Source organism: Acinetobacter sp. ESBL14 (genome assembly GCF_036668815.1).
GTDB classification, from domain to species: domain Bacteria; phylum Pseudomonadota; class Gammaproteobacteria; order Pseudomonadales; family Moraxellaceae; genus Acinetobacter; species Acinetobacter gyllenbergii.
This window is the reverse complement of the sequence record NZ_JAZEVS010000001.1, coordinates 1,522,349-1,541,804: the sequence shown is the minus strand read 5'-3', so window position 1 is coordinate 1,541,804 and position 19,456 is coordinate 1,522,349. Positions and strand designations below refer to the sequence as shown.

Genomic DNA, 19,456 nt, shown 5'->3' with positions numbered 1-19,456 from the left:
TCTAATCAAAAAGGCATCTGTTTAGATGCCTTTTCTTTTGATGATTTTGATGATGAACAATAATCTAAAATTTTTAGCTTTAGCTGCTTTGATCAATGGAACTTGTTTTTCCATGATTCTCCCTTTATTGGCTCCACTGACTCGTCAATTACATTTATCTGAATTTCAAGGTGGTGTGATTGTTTCAGCAGGGGCAATCTGTATGGCATTAGCATCGATTTGGATTGCGAAAAATAAAAGCAATCAGTCTCCTAAGCAACTCGTCAATTATGGTTTTTGGGGAATGACTTTTACTTGGGCTATTTTTACCCTGATTTTGTATTTTGGAACAAAAGCCATTTTACCAACACTATTGATTTTTATTTTGCTGGTACTGAGTCGTGCTTCTACAGGCATTTTTATGGCTTTGCCACAAATTGGTCTGCAAAGCTATGTAATGACACATGCGAGTGAAGCCGCTGATCGTAGCAAACAGATGGCTATGTTTGGCGCAATGAATAGTTTTGGCATGATTGTAGGTCCATTTGCAACCTCTGTTTTATTGTTTGGCGGTTTACTTTTTCCGATGTGGATTGCAGTGGCCTTACTGGGTTTGGTGAGTATTGCACTTAGCATCCTGTTTAGTAAAATCCCAAAAAGCCAAACTGATAGCTCGAAGTTTGAACAAGAAGAAAAGAGTACCACCGAGCATGAGTCGATTCTCAAACAAAGTTTTATTTGGTTAGTTCTTGGTTTTGCGACATATGTTGCGATTGTGACCTTGAATATGACGGCTGGTTTTTATATTCAGGATCGGTTTTATCTCAGTAGCCAACAAAGTGCGATTTATTTCTCTCAATGTATGTTAGTGGTTGGAGTCTGTCTGGTACTGACGCAGCTTTTAATTGTGAAAGTCTTACAACTTAAATTAAATAGTTTAGTGATTATTGGTTTAGTCACCATGTGTTTTGGCTTATTACTTTCACTCTATGCACCTACAATTTTTGTATTTCAGGCCAGTTATATTTTTTATGGGGTTTCTGTGGCATGTTTATTACCTGCATTTACCACAGGTGCTGCTCAGGCCGTATCACAACAATCACAAGTTAAAATGGCAAGTTTTTGTACGGCAACACAGGCATTGGGTTTAATTGTTGGTCCCTTACTGAGTACATTCCTGTACCGTTTTAACACTCATTTTCCATTTTATTTACTCTTATTTTTAATGTTATTCATTGGATTGTACTTTTGCTGGTTTTTTATACGCCAACAGCAAAAGTATCTTTTAGCTGAGTAAAAAAGAAAAAAATATCTATTTTCATATTTGTTAGATGAATATCGTTATTGAACGTCTTATTTATGATTGGCTGATCATTGTGATGCAAAAGGTTTGTTGTTTATAAGATTGATGCAACCACTTAAATAGATTTAGCAGGGTGGTGATATTAACAACTTAACGAAATGAATATAGATAAGACATCTTGTTTAAAATGATTCTCATTATTATTTTTATTTAGTATTATAGCCTGCCTTTTGGATGTTTTTTGAGTGATATTCGGGTTTTGGAGAAAAGAGAAAATGACAGCCAATAATGAGTTTAGGGCAAAACCAGCCCTGTTTAAAATGACACCAGGTTATCTTGCTGTTATGGCAATGTTTGTACAACATGCGAATGCAGAAAATGCTGCTGTAGTTGAGTCATCACAGAAACCTGTCGCACAGTTAGAAAAAATTGTTGTGACTGCAACCCGTACACCGAAGAATATTGCAGAAATTGCAGGGACAGTACAGACCATTGACCAAGCACAGATTGCACAGCAAGCCATAGCAGGGCGAAAAGTTGCAGATGTACTGGCACAACTTGTTCCATCACTCGCACCAAGCAGCGGTAATACCAGTAATTATGGTCAAACCATGCGTGGGCGCAATGTTTTGGTAATGATTGATGGTGTTTCACAAACAGGTTCACGAGATGTTTCGCGTCAGCTAAATAGTATTAGTCCAAGCATGATTGAGCGTATTGAGATTATCTCAGGGGCGACCAGTATTTATGGCTCTGGCGCAACGGGTGGTATTATTAATATTATTACCAAACGTGCGGACACCTCAAAACCGTTGAGCTTTGAATCCAAAGTTGGGATTACTTCTTCGGATACATTTAGAGGTGATGGTTTAGCATATGAAGTCGGGCAATCGGTTTCCTTTAGTCAAGGCAATGTGGATGGTTTTTTAGGCGCAAACTTTACCAGTCGTGGTTCTCAGTTTGATGGGAATGGGGATCGAATTTCTTTAAGTCCTTGGCAAGGTAGCACCATGGATACGGATACCCTCGATGTAAATGGACGTTTGAATTTCAATCTAACAGATAAACAAAGCCTAAGCTTTGGCGCACAATATTATAAAGACAAACAAGATACAGATTACGGCCCTGATTATTCATACTTACCGACAACGGGGACAAGTAATGACATGGGAGCCCCAAGCTATAAAGCAATTAAAGGCTTGAAATTGAGTGATCATCTATTTACTGAACGCTATGCAGTAAATTCGCAGTACCAAAATCAAGATTTTTTAGGTCAAGTGCTCAATGTTGAAGCTTACTACCGTAATGAGAAAGCAAGATTTTTCCCTTATGGTTTAACAACCAAAGCTGTAACTTCAGTGAATCAATCTCAATCAGAAGTTAAAGTTGCGGGTTTACGATCAACCATGCAGTCAGACTTTAATATTGCAGATAGAGAGCTAAAACTGACCTATGGCCTCGACTATGATTGGGAAAAAGACGAGCAGTATATTGATATCTTGGCGACGAAATACCCATATTTAGTTTATACTCCAACTGGTGTACGCAAAGGATACGGTCCTAACACCGAAATTCAAAATATTGGCACCTTTGTACAAGGTGACTTTGCTGTGAATGACCAATTGAATATTCAAGCAGGTATTCGCTATCAATATATTCAGGCAGATACCGATGCTTATATTCCAAGTCGTGAGTCTGTAACAGTCCCTGCAGATTCAACACATGACGATAAACCGCTATTTAATTTAGGTGCGGTTTATAAGCTCAACGATACTCAGCAAGTTTATGCTAACTTTTCTCAAGGTTTTAGCTTTCCAGATGTACAGCGTATGCTCCGTGACGTATCAACCTACACGGTTTCAACATCAAACCTTCAGCCGATTACGGTAAATAGTTATGAGTTAGGTTGGCGTTTAAATCAGGATGATGGTCTCAACCTTGGTTTAACCGGTTTTTATAATACCTCTGATAAAACGGTACAATTTAATAACCGAGCAGCAAAAATTGTAGACACTGATCAACGTGTATATGGAGCAGAAGCAACCCTAAGTTATCCATTTATGGACAGCTACAAGGTTGGTGGTACTTTGGGATATACTCGTGGTCAATATAAAGATGCAGCAAATCAATGGCATGAACTCAATTCATTTGCAGTTTCTCCAATCAAAGGAACGTTATTTGCTGAATGGGACAACAATGAAGGTTATGGTGTTCGCGTTCAGATGCAAGCAATCAAGGGAAGCAACAAGGCTTATAATGATGATCGTGAACTTGTTGCTCGTGCGAATGCAAGCCAAGATGCCGCATTCCAAGCTGCTGTTAAAGCAGATGCGAATAGTGCAGCAAAAATTAAAGGCTATGCGACTATGGATGTATTAGGACATGTTCCTGCCTGGAAAGGCCGCGTAGATTTTGGTGTATATAATGTTTGGGGTCTCCAATACAATACTGTATTCGCACAACAAGCTGCAGTATCAAATGGCAATCCATTACTTGCGATTCCCGCTGAAGGCCGTACCTATGGTCTAAGCTATACTTTTAACTATTAACTAATTGATATCAAAAAATATCCGTCATCGCTACGGATATTTTTTTGATACTTTATATCTGTATATTTTAATAGCTGTTTTTTAATGTCTTTCTGATTTTTGTCAACCAAATTATGATTTTTAGGTGAAAAAACGTTCATTGTTTTCCTCATAATGCAAGTATTCTGACTATTTCAATCGAATATAGCTGAGAAAAATAGCCTTGTTGTTTATTTTTTAATCAAATTTATTTCATTTATTGACGTTTTGGATTTTAGCCAATTTTTTTATGTACCCTATAAAACGTCATAACAAGATAGATAAAGGAGTAAAGATGCTTATTTTTCATGATTATCCTGTTCAAGGAGCGCTTTTTGACATGGATGGAACAATGTTTGATACCGAGCGTTTACGCTTCCAGACATTGAAACAGGCATCAAAAGAGCTGATTGGACAGGAATTTTCAGATGAATATTTGATGCAGTGTCTAGGGTTGAGTGCGAAAGCATCTGAGCAGCTAGCACAAAAGTTTTACGGTGCAAATGTTCCCTATACTGCCATTCGCAAACGTGCAGATGAAGTTGAATTAGAGTTTGTACGTAACAATGGCGTGCCGATTAAAAAAGGCTTGGTACAAGTCTTAGAGCGTCTAAGAAAATCAGGCTTAAAAATGGCAGTCGCGACTTCGAGTCGTCGAGCAATTGCAGAAGAATATTTAATTAACGCGAATGTTTATAAATTTTTTGATCTTTTGGTCTGTGGGGATGAAGTTGAAAAAGGCAAACCGCATCCAGAAATCTTTTTTAAAGCCGCACAAAAACTAAACTTACAACCGCAACAGTGTCTGATGTTCGAAGATTCTGAAAATGGAATTTGTTCAGCCTATGATGCAGGCGGAATTACCATTTTATTTAAAGATATAAAAGAACCCAACGATCATATGCTCTCGAAAGCAAACTTCTATTATTCTGATATGTACGAATGTTTGAATGCTTTAGATGAGTTTATTCCCGAAATGGGCATGCCACAGTTACAAGAGTTATTTCCACAAAGTTCTAACCAGTTGACTGTTGGGATTCATGGTTTTGGTGCCATTGGTGGTGGCTATATTGCACAAATCTTGTCGTATTGGGATGGTTATACACGACCAAAACGCATTCTGGCCTCAACCCGAAATCGTCTATATCTAGAGTCAGTCAATAGTTTTGGTAGCTATAGCATTCGCTATGGCCAGTCTTCTTATGATGAGCGTATTGATAATCTCACAGTGATTGATGCTGACAATGAACAGCAGATGTTAGAAATGTATATGCAATCTAGCCTGATCGCACTGTGCTTACCAGAACAAGCGATTGAGTCTGAGGCAAAAATCATTGCGAAGGGATTATTGGCTCGTTTCATGTCAGCAGATGCAGACAACAATGAGCCGATTACTTTTTTGATTATTTTAAATAAAGTCTGCGCAAAATATTTGGTCTTAAAACATATCCGTGAAGCTTTATTGGAATTGACGGATGAGGATATTGCCGAACATATTTTAAGTGAACATTATTTTTGCGATACCGTGGTCAATCGAATGGTATCCAAGCTTACCGATCAGGCCCTATATCGTCAGCTCAATATTAAGCATAACCTGTTCAAACAATATCAAAATGACCTCAATCCAGAAACGATTGAGTTGTCAGATGAAACTGCGTTGACTGAAAAGCAGGAACAGCAGATCACACATTGTTTAGAAGATATGCGCGGACAGTTTCAAACAGGGCAATTCCTACAAAATATGGATCTGATCTTGTTCCATAGTGAAACGGATATGCCGATTTATGTGGAAAATCGTAGCCCGTTATTAAGCAAAATGCGTCAAATGATTTTAGTGGATCAGATTTCTGAGATTCAAATCATTAAGAACCGTCTATGGAATGGCTGTCATGCCATGTTGGCGTGGTATGCCAGTGCACTTGGACATGACACCATTGGTATCGCCATGGCGGATCCAAAAATCATGAAATATGCAGAGCAGGTGGTTAACGAAGTTAAATTGGGTCTAGCCAATATGATTCCCAATCAAGCCAAAGAACTGGACCGAATGGCGGAAAGTTTCCTGCATTCTTGCCGAGCGGCCTATAAAGATCCTTGTGAACGTGTAGCTCGTGATCCGCTTAGAAAACTCAATCTGAATGAGCGTGTTTTAGGTAGCTTAGAATCGCATGTGCAGCAACAACTCCCTTATCAAAAGTTAATGCAAGGTGCAATTTATGGCTATGCCTATGCGCTGAAAATGCTTGGGCTGGATGAGATTAAGATAGTAAAACATGTCCAGACCAATATTGAACATATGGACATCACTGAAAATCAGAAAAAAGCCTTATTAAACCAGCTCTATCACGGGATTCAGGCGGAACTCAATGACAATGCATTCATGTCACAGTTGGAGGAGTTGAAACCTCTAACGGCATAAACATCAGTGCTCACGGTGAATGCAGCTTAACTTTGATCTGGGTTTATGTTTGAATAACACAACCTTAAACAGAATGCTGAAGTTGTGTTATTACGAGCAGATACCCAGTTGATTGCGACCGAAATACGCGATTATCCTGAATGGCACAAAGGTCGCTCAGATTATGGGCTTTGGTATATTGAGATTGATCAACCTGAATTGATTCAATATTTAGATAAAATTCAAGCACAATTTTCTGATCTACTGCTTCCGGCACAGCAACGCCAATATCACATTACTTTATTTGTCAGTGGTTTCTTGCAGCCTGCTGTTCAGCAATACGACGATGATTTTCAGATTCAACAATTACAGCAGCAGATCAAACGGATCAAAGCATTACAGCTCACAGCTTTTGAGCTGGAAATCGCACAAATTGACAGCTTTAGCAGTGCCTTGTTCCTACAGATTCAAGATCATCAGGGCGTACTGGCCCAAATTCGTCAGCAATTTGCTTATGTATCGGGAGAGGTTGCTGCACTTGAATATTGTCCGCATATTACTTTAGGTCTGTATCGTGAAGCTTGGCTGAGTGATATGGTATTGCAGCGGATACAACAACTTTCGTTAAAAACCATGAAGATCCAGGTCAAAAAACTGACTTTCGGCTATTACAAGGCACAGATTTTACAGGGATTACTGTATCCTTATCAGCAAATTGAACTAGGTTAGATATGTTGCAACTGATTTTAGGTGGGGCGCGCTCTGGTAAAAGTCGTTTGGCAGAACAAACCGCCAAAGAGACAGGTTTATCCGTCATTTATATTGCAACGGCGCAGGCCTTAGATGCAGAAATGCAGCAGCGTATTGCGCATCATCAACAACAACGTCCAGCCCATTGGCAAGTGCTTGAAGAACCGATTTATCTGGCAGATCAACTCTTGCAATGCGATCAGGCTAATCAGTTGATTTTGGTCGATTGCTTAACCTTGTGGCTGACTAATTTGTTATTGGCTGAAGATCCAGCCTTGCAGCAACAACAGATGCAAAAACTATTCGAGGTCTTACCACAACTACACTCTCAGATTATTCTGGTCAGTAACGAAACTGGGCTGGGAGTGGTACCAATGGGAGAAATCAGCCGTCGTTTTGTCGATGAAGCAGGGCGTTTGCATCAGACCTTGGGGCAACTCGCCAATAAAGTCATGTTTTGTGTGGCAGGCTTTCCAATGATTTTAAAAGATGAGAAATAACATGACTGAACAAGCGCAATGGTTTTTAGCTGCCGTACAACAACCAGATTTAGAAGCCAAACAACAAGCTGAACAACGTCAACTGCAATTGACCAAACCCACAGGCGCTTTGGGGCAACTTGAGCAGCTAGCCATTCAATTGGCGAGCTTACAAGGCACGGTCCATCCGCAGATTCAGCAGCCTTGGATTACCATTTTTGCGGGTGATCATGGTGTTGTGGCCGAAAATATTTCGGCTTATCCGCAAGCCGTGACTCGTCAAATGCTGCAAAATTTTGCCTCAGGTGGTGCAGCTATCAGTGTGATTGCCAAACATCATCATGCACAGTTGCAGGTTGTTGATTGTGGTACAGTGGGTGAGGCCTATGATTATGTCGGTGTTGAGCGCCATTGTATCCGTGCAGGTACAGCCAATTTTGCTCAACAAGCAGCAATGACGGAACAGGAATGCTTAGCGGCTTTACAACTGGGTAAAGACAGCGTTGATCGCGCTAAAGCACAAGCTGCTGATATTTTTATTGCAGGGGAAATGGGGATTGGCAATACCTGTTCAGCTTCAGCACTGGCCTGTTTATTGTTGCATGAAGATGCCGAACAACTGACGGGTGTGGGCACAGGAATTAATTCCCAACAGTTACAGCATAAGATTGCTGTCATTGATCAAGCGGTGAAGCGACATCAAGTAGATGTTGCCGATGATGCTTTTAAAATCTTGGCTGCAGTTGGTGGTCTGGAAATTGCTGCAATGACGGGGGCTTATATCCGTTGTGCACAACTTGGTTTGCCAATCGTGGTGGATGGTTTTATTAGCTCGGTTGCAGCCTTGTGTGCGGTACGTATTCAACTCCACAGTCGCGCATGGATGTTGTTTGGACATCAATCGGCTGAATATGGTCATCAGCGTGTGCTAAAAGCCTTAGACGCTCAGCCTATTTTAAACATGAATTTGCGTTTGGGTGAAGGTAGTGGTGCAGGAGCTGCACTGTCTATGTTGCAACTGGCTTGTGTGCTGCATAATCAAATGGCCACCTTTGCCGAAGCTGCAGTTACGGGTGATAAAGTTGCACCTTGATTTACTACGGCATGGGGAAACAGCATTGAGTCATACCTTGCGTGGGCATCTCGATGATGCTTTGACTGAAAAAGGTTGGTTGCAAATGCAATCCACCATTCAGCAGCATCTCGAAGCTCAGGTACACTGGGACGTGATCATCAGTTCGCCATTACAACGCTGCCAAAAATTTGCGGCAGCACTGGCGCAACAACTTGAATTGCCCTTGCTACTCAATGCAGAAATTAAGGAAATGTATTTTGGTGATTGGGAAGGTATTGCCACGCAAACCATCTACGAAACAGAGCCTGAGCTATTGGCAAATTTCTGGCAGTATCCAACCCGATATCAAGCACCGAATGGGGAATCACTGAATCAATTTCAGCAGCGCGTTATGCATGGTTTTGATGAAATTTATACTCAAATGCAGCAGCATCATTGGAATAGGGCTTTGGTGGTGACACATGGTGGGGTGATTAAATTACTCACTTGTTTGGCACGTCATCATAAGTTAGATGATCTATTAAGCATGCACGCAGAGTTAGGAAAGCTATATGCTTTAAACTTAACTCAAATTGAAAATAAAATTCATTTTTCTGAAAAGACAGTAACTTAGCAGCGATAAAATCTTATTCTATTTCCAGTATTTGCTTGGGTCTTGTAATCGAACTGTCATTGCCACTGCCTATGATACAGGGCATTTCTTGACCTATAAGCAAATCATCCATGAATATATTATTGAAAAGCAGTGTGTTATGCGCGAGCATTGTATTGGCGGCATGTAATAATGACGATCACGTTGAATCGCAAAATCCGCCAGAAACCAATACTGCATCAAAATATTATCAGACTAAAACTCCATACCAACCGCAACAAGATCTCAAAAAATATGAAGCCATTCCGCAAGGCTTTCAACCGGTATTTACTGAACTGGTTGCACGTCATGGTTCGCGTGGTTTATCCAGCATCAAATATGATTTAGCGTTGTATAACCTATGGAAACAGACCAAAGCTGAAAATGCACTGACCCCTTTAGGTGAAAAGCTGGGGGCAGATTTGGAAAGTATGATGAAGGCCAATATTCTTCTCGGTTATGGTGTGGAGGGGATCCGTCAGTTTGGCTATGGTAATGAAAGCATGCAAGGTATTCAGGAGCATCGCGGTATTGCGGATCGTTTATTGCAACGGCTTCCAACTTTGTTCCAAAGTGCAGCACAGCAATCATCATCAATTTTAGTGCAAAGTTCAGGTGTGGATCGTGCCGTAGATAGTGCCAAGTTTTTTACTGCGGAATTGATTCAACAGCAGCCACAACTCAAGACACACATTTCTCCAGTCTCTTACACCAGTTTAACCAGTAGTAGTGTGCCATCAATTGAAGATGGTGGGGTGGATCGTTTTAAGCTTTACTTTCATAGCTTGAATAAAGAGCAAGATTTAGCACAGCCTTTATCGGCGCAACAACAGGCGATTTACGCTGCTAGCCAAGCCTATCAGCATTTTGAAGAGGATGATGTAGATTTGGTCAATAAACTCAATGAGCTTGTGAAAAATAGCCGTGCTGAACAGGTGGCGATGAGCGTGTTGAATCCACTTTTTAAGCCTGAATTTATTAAAAAATTGGGAACAACAGGTTATGTGTTTAGCAATACCGGTTCTTATAGCATCACGTCACCTAAAGGTGAAACCATCACTGAAAAAGGTAAGGGCAAAAATAGTATTGCCAGTGCTGTGGATGTGGCAGCCTATATCTACGAGTTGTATTCAATTTCAGGCGGTATGAAAATTGAACTGAAAGGGACTGATTTTGATCAGTATATGCCTGTAGATGCAGCAAAGTTCTATGCTGAATTTAACGATGCCAATGATTTTTATAGCAAAGGCCCAAGTTTTACTGAATCGAAGAATGTCACCAGTGCTATTGCCCAAGGTTTAAAACAGGATTTATTTAAACAGGTCGATGCGATTGTTGATAAACAGCAGTCACATCGTGCAGTATTACGTTTTGCTCATGCTGAAATCATTATTCCTTTGGCGACCAGTTTAGAGTTGCATAACATGATGCAGCCGTTACCGTTACGTCAAACTTATAGCTATAACACCAGCGCTTGGCGTGGTGAGACGGTGTCACCGATGGCAGCAAATCTACAGTGGGATATTTATCAAGATAAGCAAGGCACAACTTTGCTGAAAATGTTCTATAACGAGAAAGAAACCTTGTTTAAGTCGAGTTGTAACTATGCACGTTATAGCAATAACAGTTTTTATTATGATTATTTAAAGCTTAAACAATGTTATCAAATTCAATAATCTAAGATATTCGACCTTTTCATTTGGGAATAGCTTGCTATTCCCAATTTTATTTCTTCATAATCCATGCACGATGAACCTGATGTGATTGAGAGGTTGCATGACACCTTTTTGGATTGCCTTGCAGTTTTTGACTGTTTTACCAATTGAACTCAAAACGATGCCAAGTGCAAAGCGGAATGGTCAGGCATTACTATTTTATCCTTTGGTTGGCTTGTTGCTTGGATTGATTTTATTTGCCTCAGCAATGCTATTGGTAAAGCTTCCGATTATCTTGAGCGCGGCGCTGATTCTCGTACTTTGGATTTGGCTAACAGGTGGATTACATCTCGATGGTTTAGCGGATAGTGCAGATGCGTGGGTCGGTGGATTTGGTGATCCTGAACGAACCCTGAAAATCATGAAAGACCCCGCTTGTGGTCCAATCGGCGTGCTGAGTTTAGTCGTAGTCTGCTTGCTGAAATTTGTGGCCTTATACGTTTTGCTCGAACAACAAATGGCTGCCTTTTTAATTGTCTTGCCTATGCTGGGGCGCAGTGTGCCACTGTTTTTATTCCTCACCACACCTTATATGCGTGCTCAAGGTTTAGGGCGTTCTATGACTGATTCCATGCCAAAAAAGCAACTTTGGATGGTTTTTGTCATTACAATTGCATTGCTTTGTATGTTTAAATGGCTGGGTTTAGTCGCACTATTGGTTTTTTTGCTGATGCTTTTCTATTTGCGTTCTGTATTTATTAAACGTATTGGCGGGATTACCGGCGATACGGTGGGGGCTGCGATTGAGTTGGCTGAAACTGGTGTGATTCTCAGTGCTGTGATTGCTTCATTCTATATTATTTAAAAAATTGACCACTTGATGTGGGGTGATCCTCTTGCAAACAGAAGGATCACTTTGAGTGATGTTAGCGTTTGCCCAATTGAACCCAGAAACCAAGCACAGCGAGTAAAGCAACCAACCCGGCAATCGTACCTAGGATGATATCTCGAAGCGTTTTATCTATTGGCAACCATGTCCATTTATGTAGATAAGCAAAACTAAATCCTTCTAAAGCATCTTGTTGTGTCACCTGAGCTGCAATTACGCCACTGCTGGGCTCAATATACAGTCTGAGTTGATTCTCTAACTGCGTTTCAACCTTAATCACGGGCAGACGCTTGTTGATAAACCCATATTCGCCTCCAAAACTTGTCACCCATGCGGCCTGTTGAACTTGTTCAGGTTGTAATCCTAAATAACTTGCAGCCAATTGTTTACTTTGTTTAAGAATATCAATCAGTTCACCATTACCAGCATCTACAAACTGAATCGCGGGAACTACTGTTTTAGTCGTGTGATGATCATGCTGCTTCGTTGCCGCCGTCATGCTGCCTTGTAATGGCTCTCGTCCGATGGCTTGAATCATCCAAGCTGCACGGCTATGTGTTTCTCTAAAGGATGTGGGAACAAGATCCAGCCGTTGAATAGGCTGTTGAGTGATGTGTTGCCATACTTCTGTAGTTAAATCAGCTGTATGGAAAACAGGTTGAATATTTTTAATATCGGGCTTTTTTTGCCAAATATGATAGAAACCACTGAGCACCCAAAGCAGAATAAAGACGCTTAAACTGATGCCTAAATAGCGATGCAGAAAGCGTATTGGTTTTTGCCCTAGACGATGATTGCGCCGATTGTGAATGTTAAAGAATAAGCTTATCCCCATAAAAATCATGCAGAGTATGCCAATCAAAGCCAGTTGCATAAGAACAGTTTGGCCTATCCAAGCTTGATCACCCCACGTCCATGTATGACCTAAGCGGAAGATTTTTGCCATCCACATCTTTTGATCATTGGAGAGCGTGGCCAGTCGTGCTTGTGAAGGATCAACATAAGCCCGTAAACCATTTTGAAAATCAACACGCCAAACAGGCAGTAAGCGATTGACACTCGGATAATCATCACTGAATGCGGTGATGATTTGACTAGATACAATGTCCTGTTGCGATAAGCCTGTATACCAAAGTGCTAAACGTTGAGCATCTTGCCGTTCTGCATCAATGAGCAATTGACCTGTCTGACTATCATAGTATTCCGCAATCTTTTGATTCGGTTGTAAGACGCGATAGGCAATCTGCTGAGGTACTAATTCAATCACCTGTAATGCTGAAAACTGAGCGATTTGATGTTGCTTTAAAACATCAGATGCTGCTAAGGCATGTGTTAAATCCAATTGTTGAGATGGGGGCATTCGTTTCACAGGTTGAGGTTGTGTTGCACTCATGATTGGATGCAACACACCTGTTAAAGACCAAAGTAAAACGAGAATGCCGAACACCATTCCAAAACGACGGTGTAGGGACAGTCGTTTTTTAAGTTGTCTGGCATTCATGGCTTATTTCCCAAAGTGGTAGCTTAAGCCTAATAAATAGGTGCGTGGTGCAGCAGGTGTATAGCTGGCCTGATTATTACTAAATGAAGTACTTTCCGCATAATGCTTATCTGTGGCATTCAGGATTTGTCCATAAATTTCATAGGTATTTTTACGGTAATTGGCACGTAGATTCAGCAAAGTATGGCCATCATACTTTTCCGTGTTGGCATCATTAATCCAGTAAGGACCGACATATACCGCTTCCGCAGAAAGTAATAGTTCAGGTATGGGCTTGATCTGGTATTCAAGCGTGCCAAATGTTTTAGGTGCGCTTGGCATGGTGTTACCGCTGTAATCTAAAACGCTGGAAGGTTGAAACTGTTTATATTCATGTTTGGCAATACTGCCTGAGAGTTTTAAGCGCTGATCATAAAGCTCACTGAGCTTCCAAGTTCCCCCAATTTCAATGCCTTGATGTAAGGTTTTACCTGTATTGCGTGGCTCACGGGTATTGTCTGGCTTGGTATAGCTCATCACTTCATCTTCGCCTTCTAAGCGATATAGCGTGATTTCACCATCTAAGCGATCATCGAATAATTTAAAGCGCAGACCCGCATCAATATTCTCAAATGTGGCTTCTTTCAAGTCAGGTGTCACCAAATTTGCACCGTATAAACTGCTGACTTCGGGTGGGACAAAGCCCTGTGACCAATTGCTATATAGATCAATTGCTGGCGTTACGTTCCAGACAAAACCGAGTTGAGGGCTGGCCTTATGAAAATCACGTTTCTCATTTGGTGCACCTGTAATTTTTGATGGGGTTAATTTGTTTTCATAGTCATAACTAATCCAATCATAACGTGCGCCACCGACGAAATTTAAAGTCGGTAGCACTTGCCAATTGGCTTGCGCATAGACGGCCTGATTATTCACGTCTACATTAAAATCTCGTAGGCGTTGGCGTTGTTGATAACCGGTATACACCAAAGTGTTCGGATCACGGAAAACTTGAATATCATTGGTTTTGGCTTGGTTGGGAGAGTGTTCAGCCATCGCACCAACAATCAGTTTGACTTGATCAAAACTAATCGCGTGTTGAGCATTTAAACCATAAGACTGAAAGGCATTATAGGTAGTTTGTCCGCTATACGTGCCTGTCGGTTTGCCATTTTGGATATCAGTACGGATGTTATAACTTGGGTTTTGTTCAGTGGTATTGTCTCGATAATATAAGGTGACTTGGCTTTGTTGCTGATCATTCCATTGATGACTAATTTGAGAAGAAAGCCGTGTGGCATCCACTTCACGATAGGTAAAGGTTTGGTAGCTGTATCCAGGACGTTTGCGATAATCATCCAGATTTAAGCTACCCGTCATATCTGCTTTTAAATGGTTATAACTGACAATATTTTTAATTTGTGTGGCATCAGAGATGCGCCAGTCGTGTCTGAGCGTCACACTCTGTTTATTGCTTTCAGCATGGTCTTGCCAGCTATCACCACGATCACTGGCATAGGCTGAAATTCTTAAACCATGCTCGCCCCATTCGCTATCAAAGGTATTCGATGCACCCACATCGACACGGCGATATCCCTCAGAACTGGCACTGATGCCCAGATCTGCTGTTGCTGTCGCACTTGGAGCTTTGCTGAGGAAATTAATGGTTCCACCAATGGCATTGCTGCCATATACGCTACTGGCAGGACCGCGTAAAATTTCGATGCTATCAATACCCGCCAAATTCACTTCATATAAGGCATTGTGGTTAAACACGCCCACGGGACGAATTGAAATCCCATCTTCTAAATATTGATAAACAGCTGCTGTAGTAATGGGCTGGCGAATGGACATCATATGCTGTTCATTACCCAAGTCATTCATTAATACACCTGGGGTTTGATTCAGCACCTGTCCAATAAACGTTGCATGCTTATCTTCAATGTCCTTGCTGTTAATTTTACTGATCGCAGCAGGGGTATTATTAATCGATTCACCTTCACGACTTGCGGTCACAACGATGGTGGCTAAGGTTTTGGTCGCATCAGAGGGTACAGTTTCTGCAAGAACAACCGAGCTATAGCCAACAGACAGGCACGCAGCCGCAAGTACAGACAAACGGAATGGAGTATTCATTTTGAACTCTATAAAAAGCAATAAACGAGAATGCACCGCCGTCATTTACGGGGTACGAAGTAAAATTTGCGTTTTATAAAGCGAGTGGCGGGGCTTGTTTGATTGGAAAAATATAGAAGATACGGGCGATGTGCAGATCTTCTGTCCACGTATGGCACAGGCAGCGAACGCGACTGAACCAAGCCAGTAGAAATATAATAATGAATGCAATCAGCGGCATGATCGCAGCGGCATCTAGACCATGTGAGCAGAGAGGACAATGCTTCATAATTTGGCTGGCCAATGCATACACATGTTGAGCATATTCACTCAGCTGAGCATGTTTGGCATGTTGTAGCTGCGGTCCGTGATGCATGTCATGCATGCTGTGTTGATGATGACTTGAATGCGTCTGTGACATCAACGAGACATTTTGAATTTCTGTGACTTGGCAATGGCTTGGCATTGCATAAAGTGCAGGTACGACGCCTGTATGAACCATCGTTGGTAAGAAGATATGCCAGAGTAAACACAGCAAAGTAACCGCGCCGAAATAGGCACGCCACTTAAGCAAATGTTGACGAAAACTGGACTTCATATCAGCGATACGTCGTAGGAGAAATGAGGCAGCAGTATAATTAAAAAAATATTACAGTTCAAAACATATTGGTTACATGTAAGCTGATATTTATATTAACTAAATGATTTATCACTAGGGATTCATATAAATATATGAAGTCAAATCATCGGTTCAATCCTAAATTGCAAATGCTTTAAGATCGTACTAAGATAAATAACTTGAAATAAGGAAATGGCATTCTTCCTTTAAAAAACCGCCAATCATTGGCTAATGATGCCTACGTAACCCTGAATTTATAACAATTAAATAGGGTGCGTAGGATTACGCATTCTATTTTTTGGAGATGCGTATGAAAGGTTCTTTACTAAAATTCTATCTTGAAGAAAATAAGCTATATAAAGGAAAGCAGCTCTATGAGTGGCTTATTGAAATAGCTAAATCGCTAGGACTCAGGGGAGTAACTGTAAATAGTGGTGTTCAAAGTTTTGATCGTCAAGGCCATTTACACTCTGCTCATTTTTTTGAATTGGCGGACCGTCCGATACAGCTTGAGTTTGTCTTAGACACTGCACAAGAGATTTTATTGTTTTCATCAATTTCTCAAGAAAATATTTCACTTTTTTATACAAAAACTGCTATTGAATTTGGAAGTGTGGGGAATAAGGAGAATAATAATGTCTAATATAATTTCAGGCATAAACATTCCTGATGATTTTTACAGCTTGATTGAAATTCCAGAAAATCATGCACCTGTCAAATACGAAATGAATAAAGAATATGATGCTTTATTTGTTGATCGTTTTTTAAGTACAGCAATGGTATATCCAGCGAATTATGGCTATATTCCGCAAACACTTAGTGAAGATGGCGATCCTTTAGATGTTTTAGTTCTTGCACCATATGCAGTGGTGGCTGGTTCAGTGATTCGGAGTCGACCTGTTGGTGTCATGTATATGGAGGATGAACATGGCATGGATGCAAAGATTATTGCTGTCCCACACGTTAAAGTTTCATCGTTATATGAATCGATAACAGATATTGATGATATTCATCCCCTAATTCTGGAGAGGATTAAACATTTCTTTGAACACTATAAAGATTTGGAAGAGGGTAAATGGGTCAAATTTATTGGTTGGGAAAATGTGCATAAAGCAAAAGAAGAGATTATAAAATCTGTCCAAGCTTATATAGCCTAAATAACAGATAAAATAAAAGCCCATGTTGTATGGGCTTTTATTTTGCAGATTAAGCTTAACGTGTTGGTAAGACGTCTTTCAATGCTTCATGCATTTCGAGTAATGCTTTTTCTGTGGTTTCCCAATCGATACAGCCATCCGTCACTGACTTGCCGTATTCAAGATCACACAGATTTTCAGGAATGTCCTGACGACCACCTTTTAAGTGACTTTCCACCATGATCCCAACGATTGATTTGTTGCCATCAAGGATTTGTTCTGTGATATTTTTCAAAACCAAAGGCTGTAAGTACGGGTCTTTGTTTGAGTTGGCATGGCTGGTATCAATCATGATCTTGTTGCTGACTTTAGCTTTTGCCAAAGCGGCTTCAGCCTCAGCAACTGAAGTTGCATCATAGTTAGGCTTGCCATTACCGCCACGTAATACCACGTGCGCATAAGGGTTACCTTTGGTATTGATAATCGCAACTTGACCGTTCTCATTCAGGCCCAAGAAGCTGTGACCATGTTTAACAGATTGCATCGCATTGGTCGCAACGGTTAAGCCACCATCGGTACCGTTTTTGAAGCCAACAGGAGAGGATAAGCCTGAAGACATTTCACGGTGAGTTTGGCTTTCAGTGGTACGTGCACCAATTGCTGACCATGAAATCAAGTCTTGATAGTATTGTGGTGAGTTTGGATCAAGTGCTTCAGTCGCACATGGCAAACCTTTTTCATTCAGATCAATTAATAATCCACGACCGATATGCAAACCTTTTTCAATATTGAAAGAGTCGTTCATATCTGGATCGTTGATTAAACCTTTCCAACCAACTGTGGTACGTGGTTTTTCAAAATAAACACGCATTACTAGATATAAAGTGTCTTTTACTTTTTCGCTGAGTACTTTCAGGCGGTCAGCATATTCATGTGCAGCTTTAGGATCGTGAATCGAACAAGGGCCAATGACCACAAACAAGCGTTTGTCGTTGCCATCTAAAATGTTGCGTACAGTTGCACGTCCTTGTAACACAGTTTGAGAAGCAGCATCAGATAAAGGGAGGTCAGCTTTCAGTTCTGCTGGGGTAATCAAAGTTTGAATGCTTTTAATATTAACGTCGTCGATATCTGGCTGAGAAACTGGATTTGACTGTAGAGTATTCATTGCTGTCACAAATTCAATCGAAAGAAAAGGTTATTTTGTCTACGAATATAGCATGAAATGCCGATTGATTAACTAGCGAAAAGCATAATTTATGTAGAAATAATCGGCATTACAACGCTTAAACAGTTGTTGTTACGTGCTTTGTTTGCTGAACAACAACAGCTTGGTGTTTTTCAACTGGCTTTGGTTTCGCCTTAATTGGGTTCACCATAAAGTTCACACCCAAGGCAAATAGGGTAATGCCTAGAATTTTACGGATCAGTCGTTCTGGCATACGTGAGCTGATGAGTGTACCGACAATAATGGCTGGAATTGAACCCACCAATAACCACATTAACAGGGTAAAGTCGACATTACCTGAAGACATATGGCTTAGGCCAGCAACCGCTGTCAGTAATACCGCATGTACTACATCTGAGCCAATGATACGGATCATAGGAAGGTTTGGGAACATAAGCACTAAGGCCATGATACCGAAAGCACCTGCACCCACAGAAGATAAGGTCACAAAGATACCAAGCACGATACCCATAATCACAATGTAATGACGCTTGTGTTGCAATGCATGCTGTTCACTTTCCATATCCGCTTGTTCGCGGTTACGGAATTTGTCAAAGAACTTTTCAATTTGCGTACGGAACACAATCGAAATGCCCGTCAAGGTCAACATAAAGCCTAAGACCATGGTCAATACCGCTTTATAATGCGTTGATTGACTGAGGTAATGTTCAAGTACCCAGGAGGTTGCGAAAGAGGCTGGAATACTGCCCAAAGACAACCAAAGTACAATTGGCCAGACAATATTCAGTTTTTTGGCATGAACGACTGAACCACAGAATTTTGAAATTGAGGCATAAAGTAGATCAGTACCAATGGCAATATGCGGTTCGATCTTAAATAGACTAATCAGGATTGGGGTCATTAATGAACCACCACCGACACCTGTGATACCGACACAGAAGCCAACCAATACCCCAGCCATAATAAATTCTATAGGACCAAACATCGACAATATGCCTAATTATGCAAAAATCAGCATATCTTATGCTTTTTTTAGATAACTCGTTGTGATGAATAATGATTTGCTTATGCAAAAAAAAGCTAAAGAAAGCCGAGTTTACAGCTTTTTAGATCAATTTTTATTCAGTCTGGCTTGCTTTATGAACGGTGATTGGTTTATTTTGAGCTTGATACACGGATTGTATGTTTGAT

The 19,456-nt window shown here is 40.7% G+C and carries 16 protein-coding genes, 1 pseudogene and 1 riboswitch; of the genes and pseudogenes, 12 read left to right on the top strand and 5 right to left on the bottom strand.

The genetic code is table 11. The features are described from left to right. Positions 1–25: 25 nt before the first annotated feature. The 9 genes from V6E90_RS07610 (at position 26) to V6E90_RS07570 (ending at position 11,702) form a co-directional block, all read left to right on the top strand. Positions 26–1,276, top strand: coding sequence for an MFS transporter (locus tag V6E90_RS07610; RefSeq protein WP_332604997.1), 1,251 nt, complete (start codon positions 26–28; stop codon positions 1,274–1,276). Between the two features lie 281 nt (positions 1,277–1,557). Further along, positions 1,558–3,831 carry a TonB-dependent receptor gene (locus V6E90_RS07605; RefSeq protein WP_332604996.1) on the top strand — a complete coding sequence of 758 codons (2,274 nt, stop codon included), beginning with the start codon at positions 1,558–1,560 and terminating at the stop codon, positions 3,829–3,831. 313 nt (positions 3,832–4,144) lie between these two features. After that, positions 4,145–6,268: a bifunctional mannitol-1-phosphate dehydrogenase/phosphatase gene (mtlD, locus tag V6E90_RS07600; RefSeq protein ID WP_332604995.1), complete on the top strand. Its 2,124-nt coding sequence runs from the start codon at positions 4,145–4,147 to the stop codon at positions 6,266–6,268. 84 nt (positions 6,269–6,352) lie between these two features. Next, a complete protein-coding gene (locus V6E90_RS07595) occupies positions 6,353–6,976 on the top strand; it encodes a 2'-5' RNA ligase family protein (protein ID WP_332604994.1) in 624 nt (207 codons plus the stop codon). A 2-nt stretch (positions 6,977–6,978) separates the two neighbouring features. Beyond that, a complete protein-coding gene (gene cobU / locus V6E90_RS07590; protein ID WP_332604993.1) occupies positions 6,979–7,497 on the top strand; it encodes a bifunctional adenosylcobinamide kinase/adenosylcobinamide-phosphate guanylyltransferase in 519 nt (172 codons plus the stop codon). A gap of 1 nt (position 7,498) precedes the next feature. After that, entirely contained in the window at positions 7,499–8,569 is a 1,071-nt protein-coding gene (gene cobT / locus V6E90_RS07585; protein WP_332604992.1) for a nicotinate-nucleotide--dimethylbenzimidazole phosphoribosyltransferase, read from the top strand. Continuing rightward, positions 8,559–9,164: a histidine phosphatase family protein gene (locus V6E90_RS07580; protein ID WP_332604991.1), complete on the top strand. Its 606-nt coding sequence runs from the start codon at positions 8,559–8,561 to the stop codon at positions 9,162–9,164. The genes cobT and V6E90_RS07580 overlap by 11 nt, the downstream gene beginning before the upstream one ends. Positions 9,165–9,274: 110 nt before the next feature. Next, positions 9,275–10,858 (top strand): histidine-type phosphatase, encoded by a 1,584-nt coding sequence (locus tag V6E90_RS07575; protein WP_332604990.1) that lies wholly within the window; start codon positions 9,275–9,277, stop codon positions 10,856–10,858. Positions 10,859–10,958: 100 nt separating this feature from the next. After that, complete coding sequence (locus V6E90_RS07570; RefSeq protein ID WP_332604989.1) at positions 10,959–11,702, top strand: adenosylcobinamide-GDP ribazoletransferase; 744 nt, start codon at positions 10,959–10,961, stop codon at positions 11,700–11,702. Between the two features lie 61 nt (positions 11,703–11,763). Here the strand turns inward: V6E90_RS07570 and V6E90_RS07565 are convergent, their stop codons facing one another. From V6E90_RS07565 to V6E90_RS07555, 3 genes are all read right to left on the bottom strand, one after another. Beyond that, positions 11,764–13,227, bottom strand: coding sequence for a PepSY domain-containing protein (locus V6E90_RS07565; RefSeq protein ID WP_332604988.1), 1,464 nt, complete (start codon positions 13,225–13,227; stop codon positions 11,764–11,766). A gap of 3 nt (positions 13,228–13,230) precedes the next feature. Continuing rightward, on the bottom strand, positions 13,231–15,342 hold the full coding sequence (locus tag V6E90_RS07560) for a TonB-dependent receptor (protein ID WP_332604987.1): 2,112 nt from the start codon (positions 15,340–15,342) through the stop codon (positions 13,231–13,233). Positions 15,343–15,415: 73 nt separating this feature from the next. Continuing rightward, positions 15,416–15,919, bottom strand: a complete 504-nt coding sequence (locus V6E90_RS07555) for a hypothetical protein (RefSeq protein WP_065343920.1) — start codon at positions 15,917–15,919, stop codon at positions 15,416–15,418. A 200-nt stretch (positions 15,920–16,119) separates the two neighbouring features. Then, positions 16,120–16,188, top strand: a riboswitch (Fluoride riboswitch). 62 nt (positions 16,189–16,250) lie between these two features. On the opposite strand from V6E90_RS07555, the gene V6E90_RS07550 reads away from it, so the two are divergent. Next, complete coding sequence (locus V6E90_RS07550; RefSeq protein WP_332604986.1) at positions 16,251–16,583, top strand: DUF190 domain-containing protein; 333 nt, start codon at positions 16,251–16,253, stop codon at positions 16,581–16,583. Further along, positions 16,570–17,097: an inorganic diphosphatase gene (gene ppa, locus V6E90_RS07545; RefSeq protein WP_332605082.1), complete on the top strand. Its 528-nt coding sequence runs from the start codon at positions 16,570–16,572 to the stop codon at positions 17,095–17,097. Before V6E90_RS07550 ends, ppa begins: the two co-directional genes overlap by 14 nt. A gap of 55 nt (positions 17,098–17,152) precedes the next feature. On the opposite strand, the gene V6E90_RS07540 is transcribed toward ppa, so the two are convergent. Together V6E90_RS07540 and V6E90_RS07535 are read right to left on the bottom strand one after the other, a co-directional pair. Beyond that, positions 17,153–18,244 carry a 3-deoxy-7-phosphoheptulonate synthase gene (locus V6E90_RS07540; RefSeq protein ID WP_004653380.1) on the bottom strand — a complete coding sequence of 364 codons (1,092 nt, stop codon included), beginning with the start codon at positions 18,242–18,244 and terminating at the stop codon, positions 17,153–17,155. A gap of 118 nt (positions 18,245–18,362) precedes the next feature. Further along, on the bottom strand, positions 18,363–19,250 hold the full coding sequence (locus V6E90_RS07535) for a sulfite exporter TauE/SafE family protein (RefSeq protein WP_332604985.1): 888 nt from the start codon (positions 19,248–19,250) through the stop codon (positions 18,363–18,365). Positions 19,251–19,314: 64 nt separating this feature from the next. On the opposite strand from V6E90_RS07535, the pseudogene V6E90_RS21875 reads away from it, so the two are divergent. Beyond that, a pseudogene (locus V6E90_RS21875) lies at positions 19,315–19,401 on the top strand (hypothetical protein); the annotation flags it as partial. Positions 19,402–19,456 lie beyond the last annotated feature (55 nt).

Coding starts and splice junctions, on each gene's coding strand:
- V6E90_RS07565 (WP_332604988.1), bottom strand. CDS start 13,227: ATGAATGCCAGACAACTTAAAAAACGACTGTCCCTACACCGTCGTTTT.
- V6E90_RS07550 (WP_332604986.1), top strand. CDS start 16,251: ATGAAAGGTTCTTTACTAAAATTCTATCTTGAAGAAAATAAGCTATAT.
- V6E90_RS07540 (WP_004653380.1), bottom strand. CDS start 18,244: ATGAATACTCTACAGTCAAATCCAGTTTCTCAGCCAGATATCGACGAC.
- cobT (WP_332604992.1), top strand. CDS start 7,499: ATGACTGAACAAGCGCAATGGTTTTTAGCTGCCGTACAACAACCAGAT.
- mtlD (WP_332604995.1), top strand. CDS start 4,145: ATGCTTATTTTTCATGATTATCCTGTTCAAGGAGCGCTTTTTGACATG.
- V6E90_RS07560 (WP_332604987.1), bottom strand. CDS start 15,342: ATGAATACTCCATTCCGTTTGTCTGTACTTGCGGCTGCGTGCCTGTCT.
- V6E90_RS07605 (WP_332604996.1), top strand. CDS start 1,558: ATGACAGCCAATAATGAGTTTAGGGCAAAACCAGCCCTGTTTAAAATG.
- V6E90_RS07570 (WP_332604989.1), top strand. CDS start 10,959: ATGACACCTTTTTGGATTGCCTTGCAGTTTTTGACTGTTTTACCAATT.
- V6E90_RS07610 (WP_332604997.1), top strand. CDS start 26: ATGCCTTTTCTTTTGATGATTTTGATGATGAACAATAATCTAAAATTT.
- V6E90_RS07555 (WP_065343920.1), bottom strand. CDS start 15,919: ATGAAGTCCAGTTTTCGTCAACATTTGCTTAAGTGGCGTGCCTATTTC.
- V6E90_RS07535 (WP_332604985.1), bottom strand. CDS start 19,250: ATGTTTGGTCCTATAGAATTTATTATGGCTGGGGTATTGGTTGGCTTC.
- cobU (WP_332604993.1), top strand. CDS start 6,979: ATGTTGCAACTGATTTTAGGTGGGGCGCGCTCTGGTAAAAGTCGTTTG.
- V6E90_RS07575 (WP_332604990.1), top strand. CDS start 9,275: ATGAATATATTATTGAAAAGCAGTGTGTTATGCGCGAGCATTGTATTG.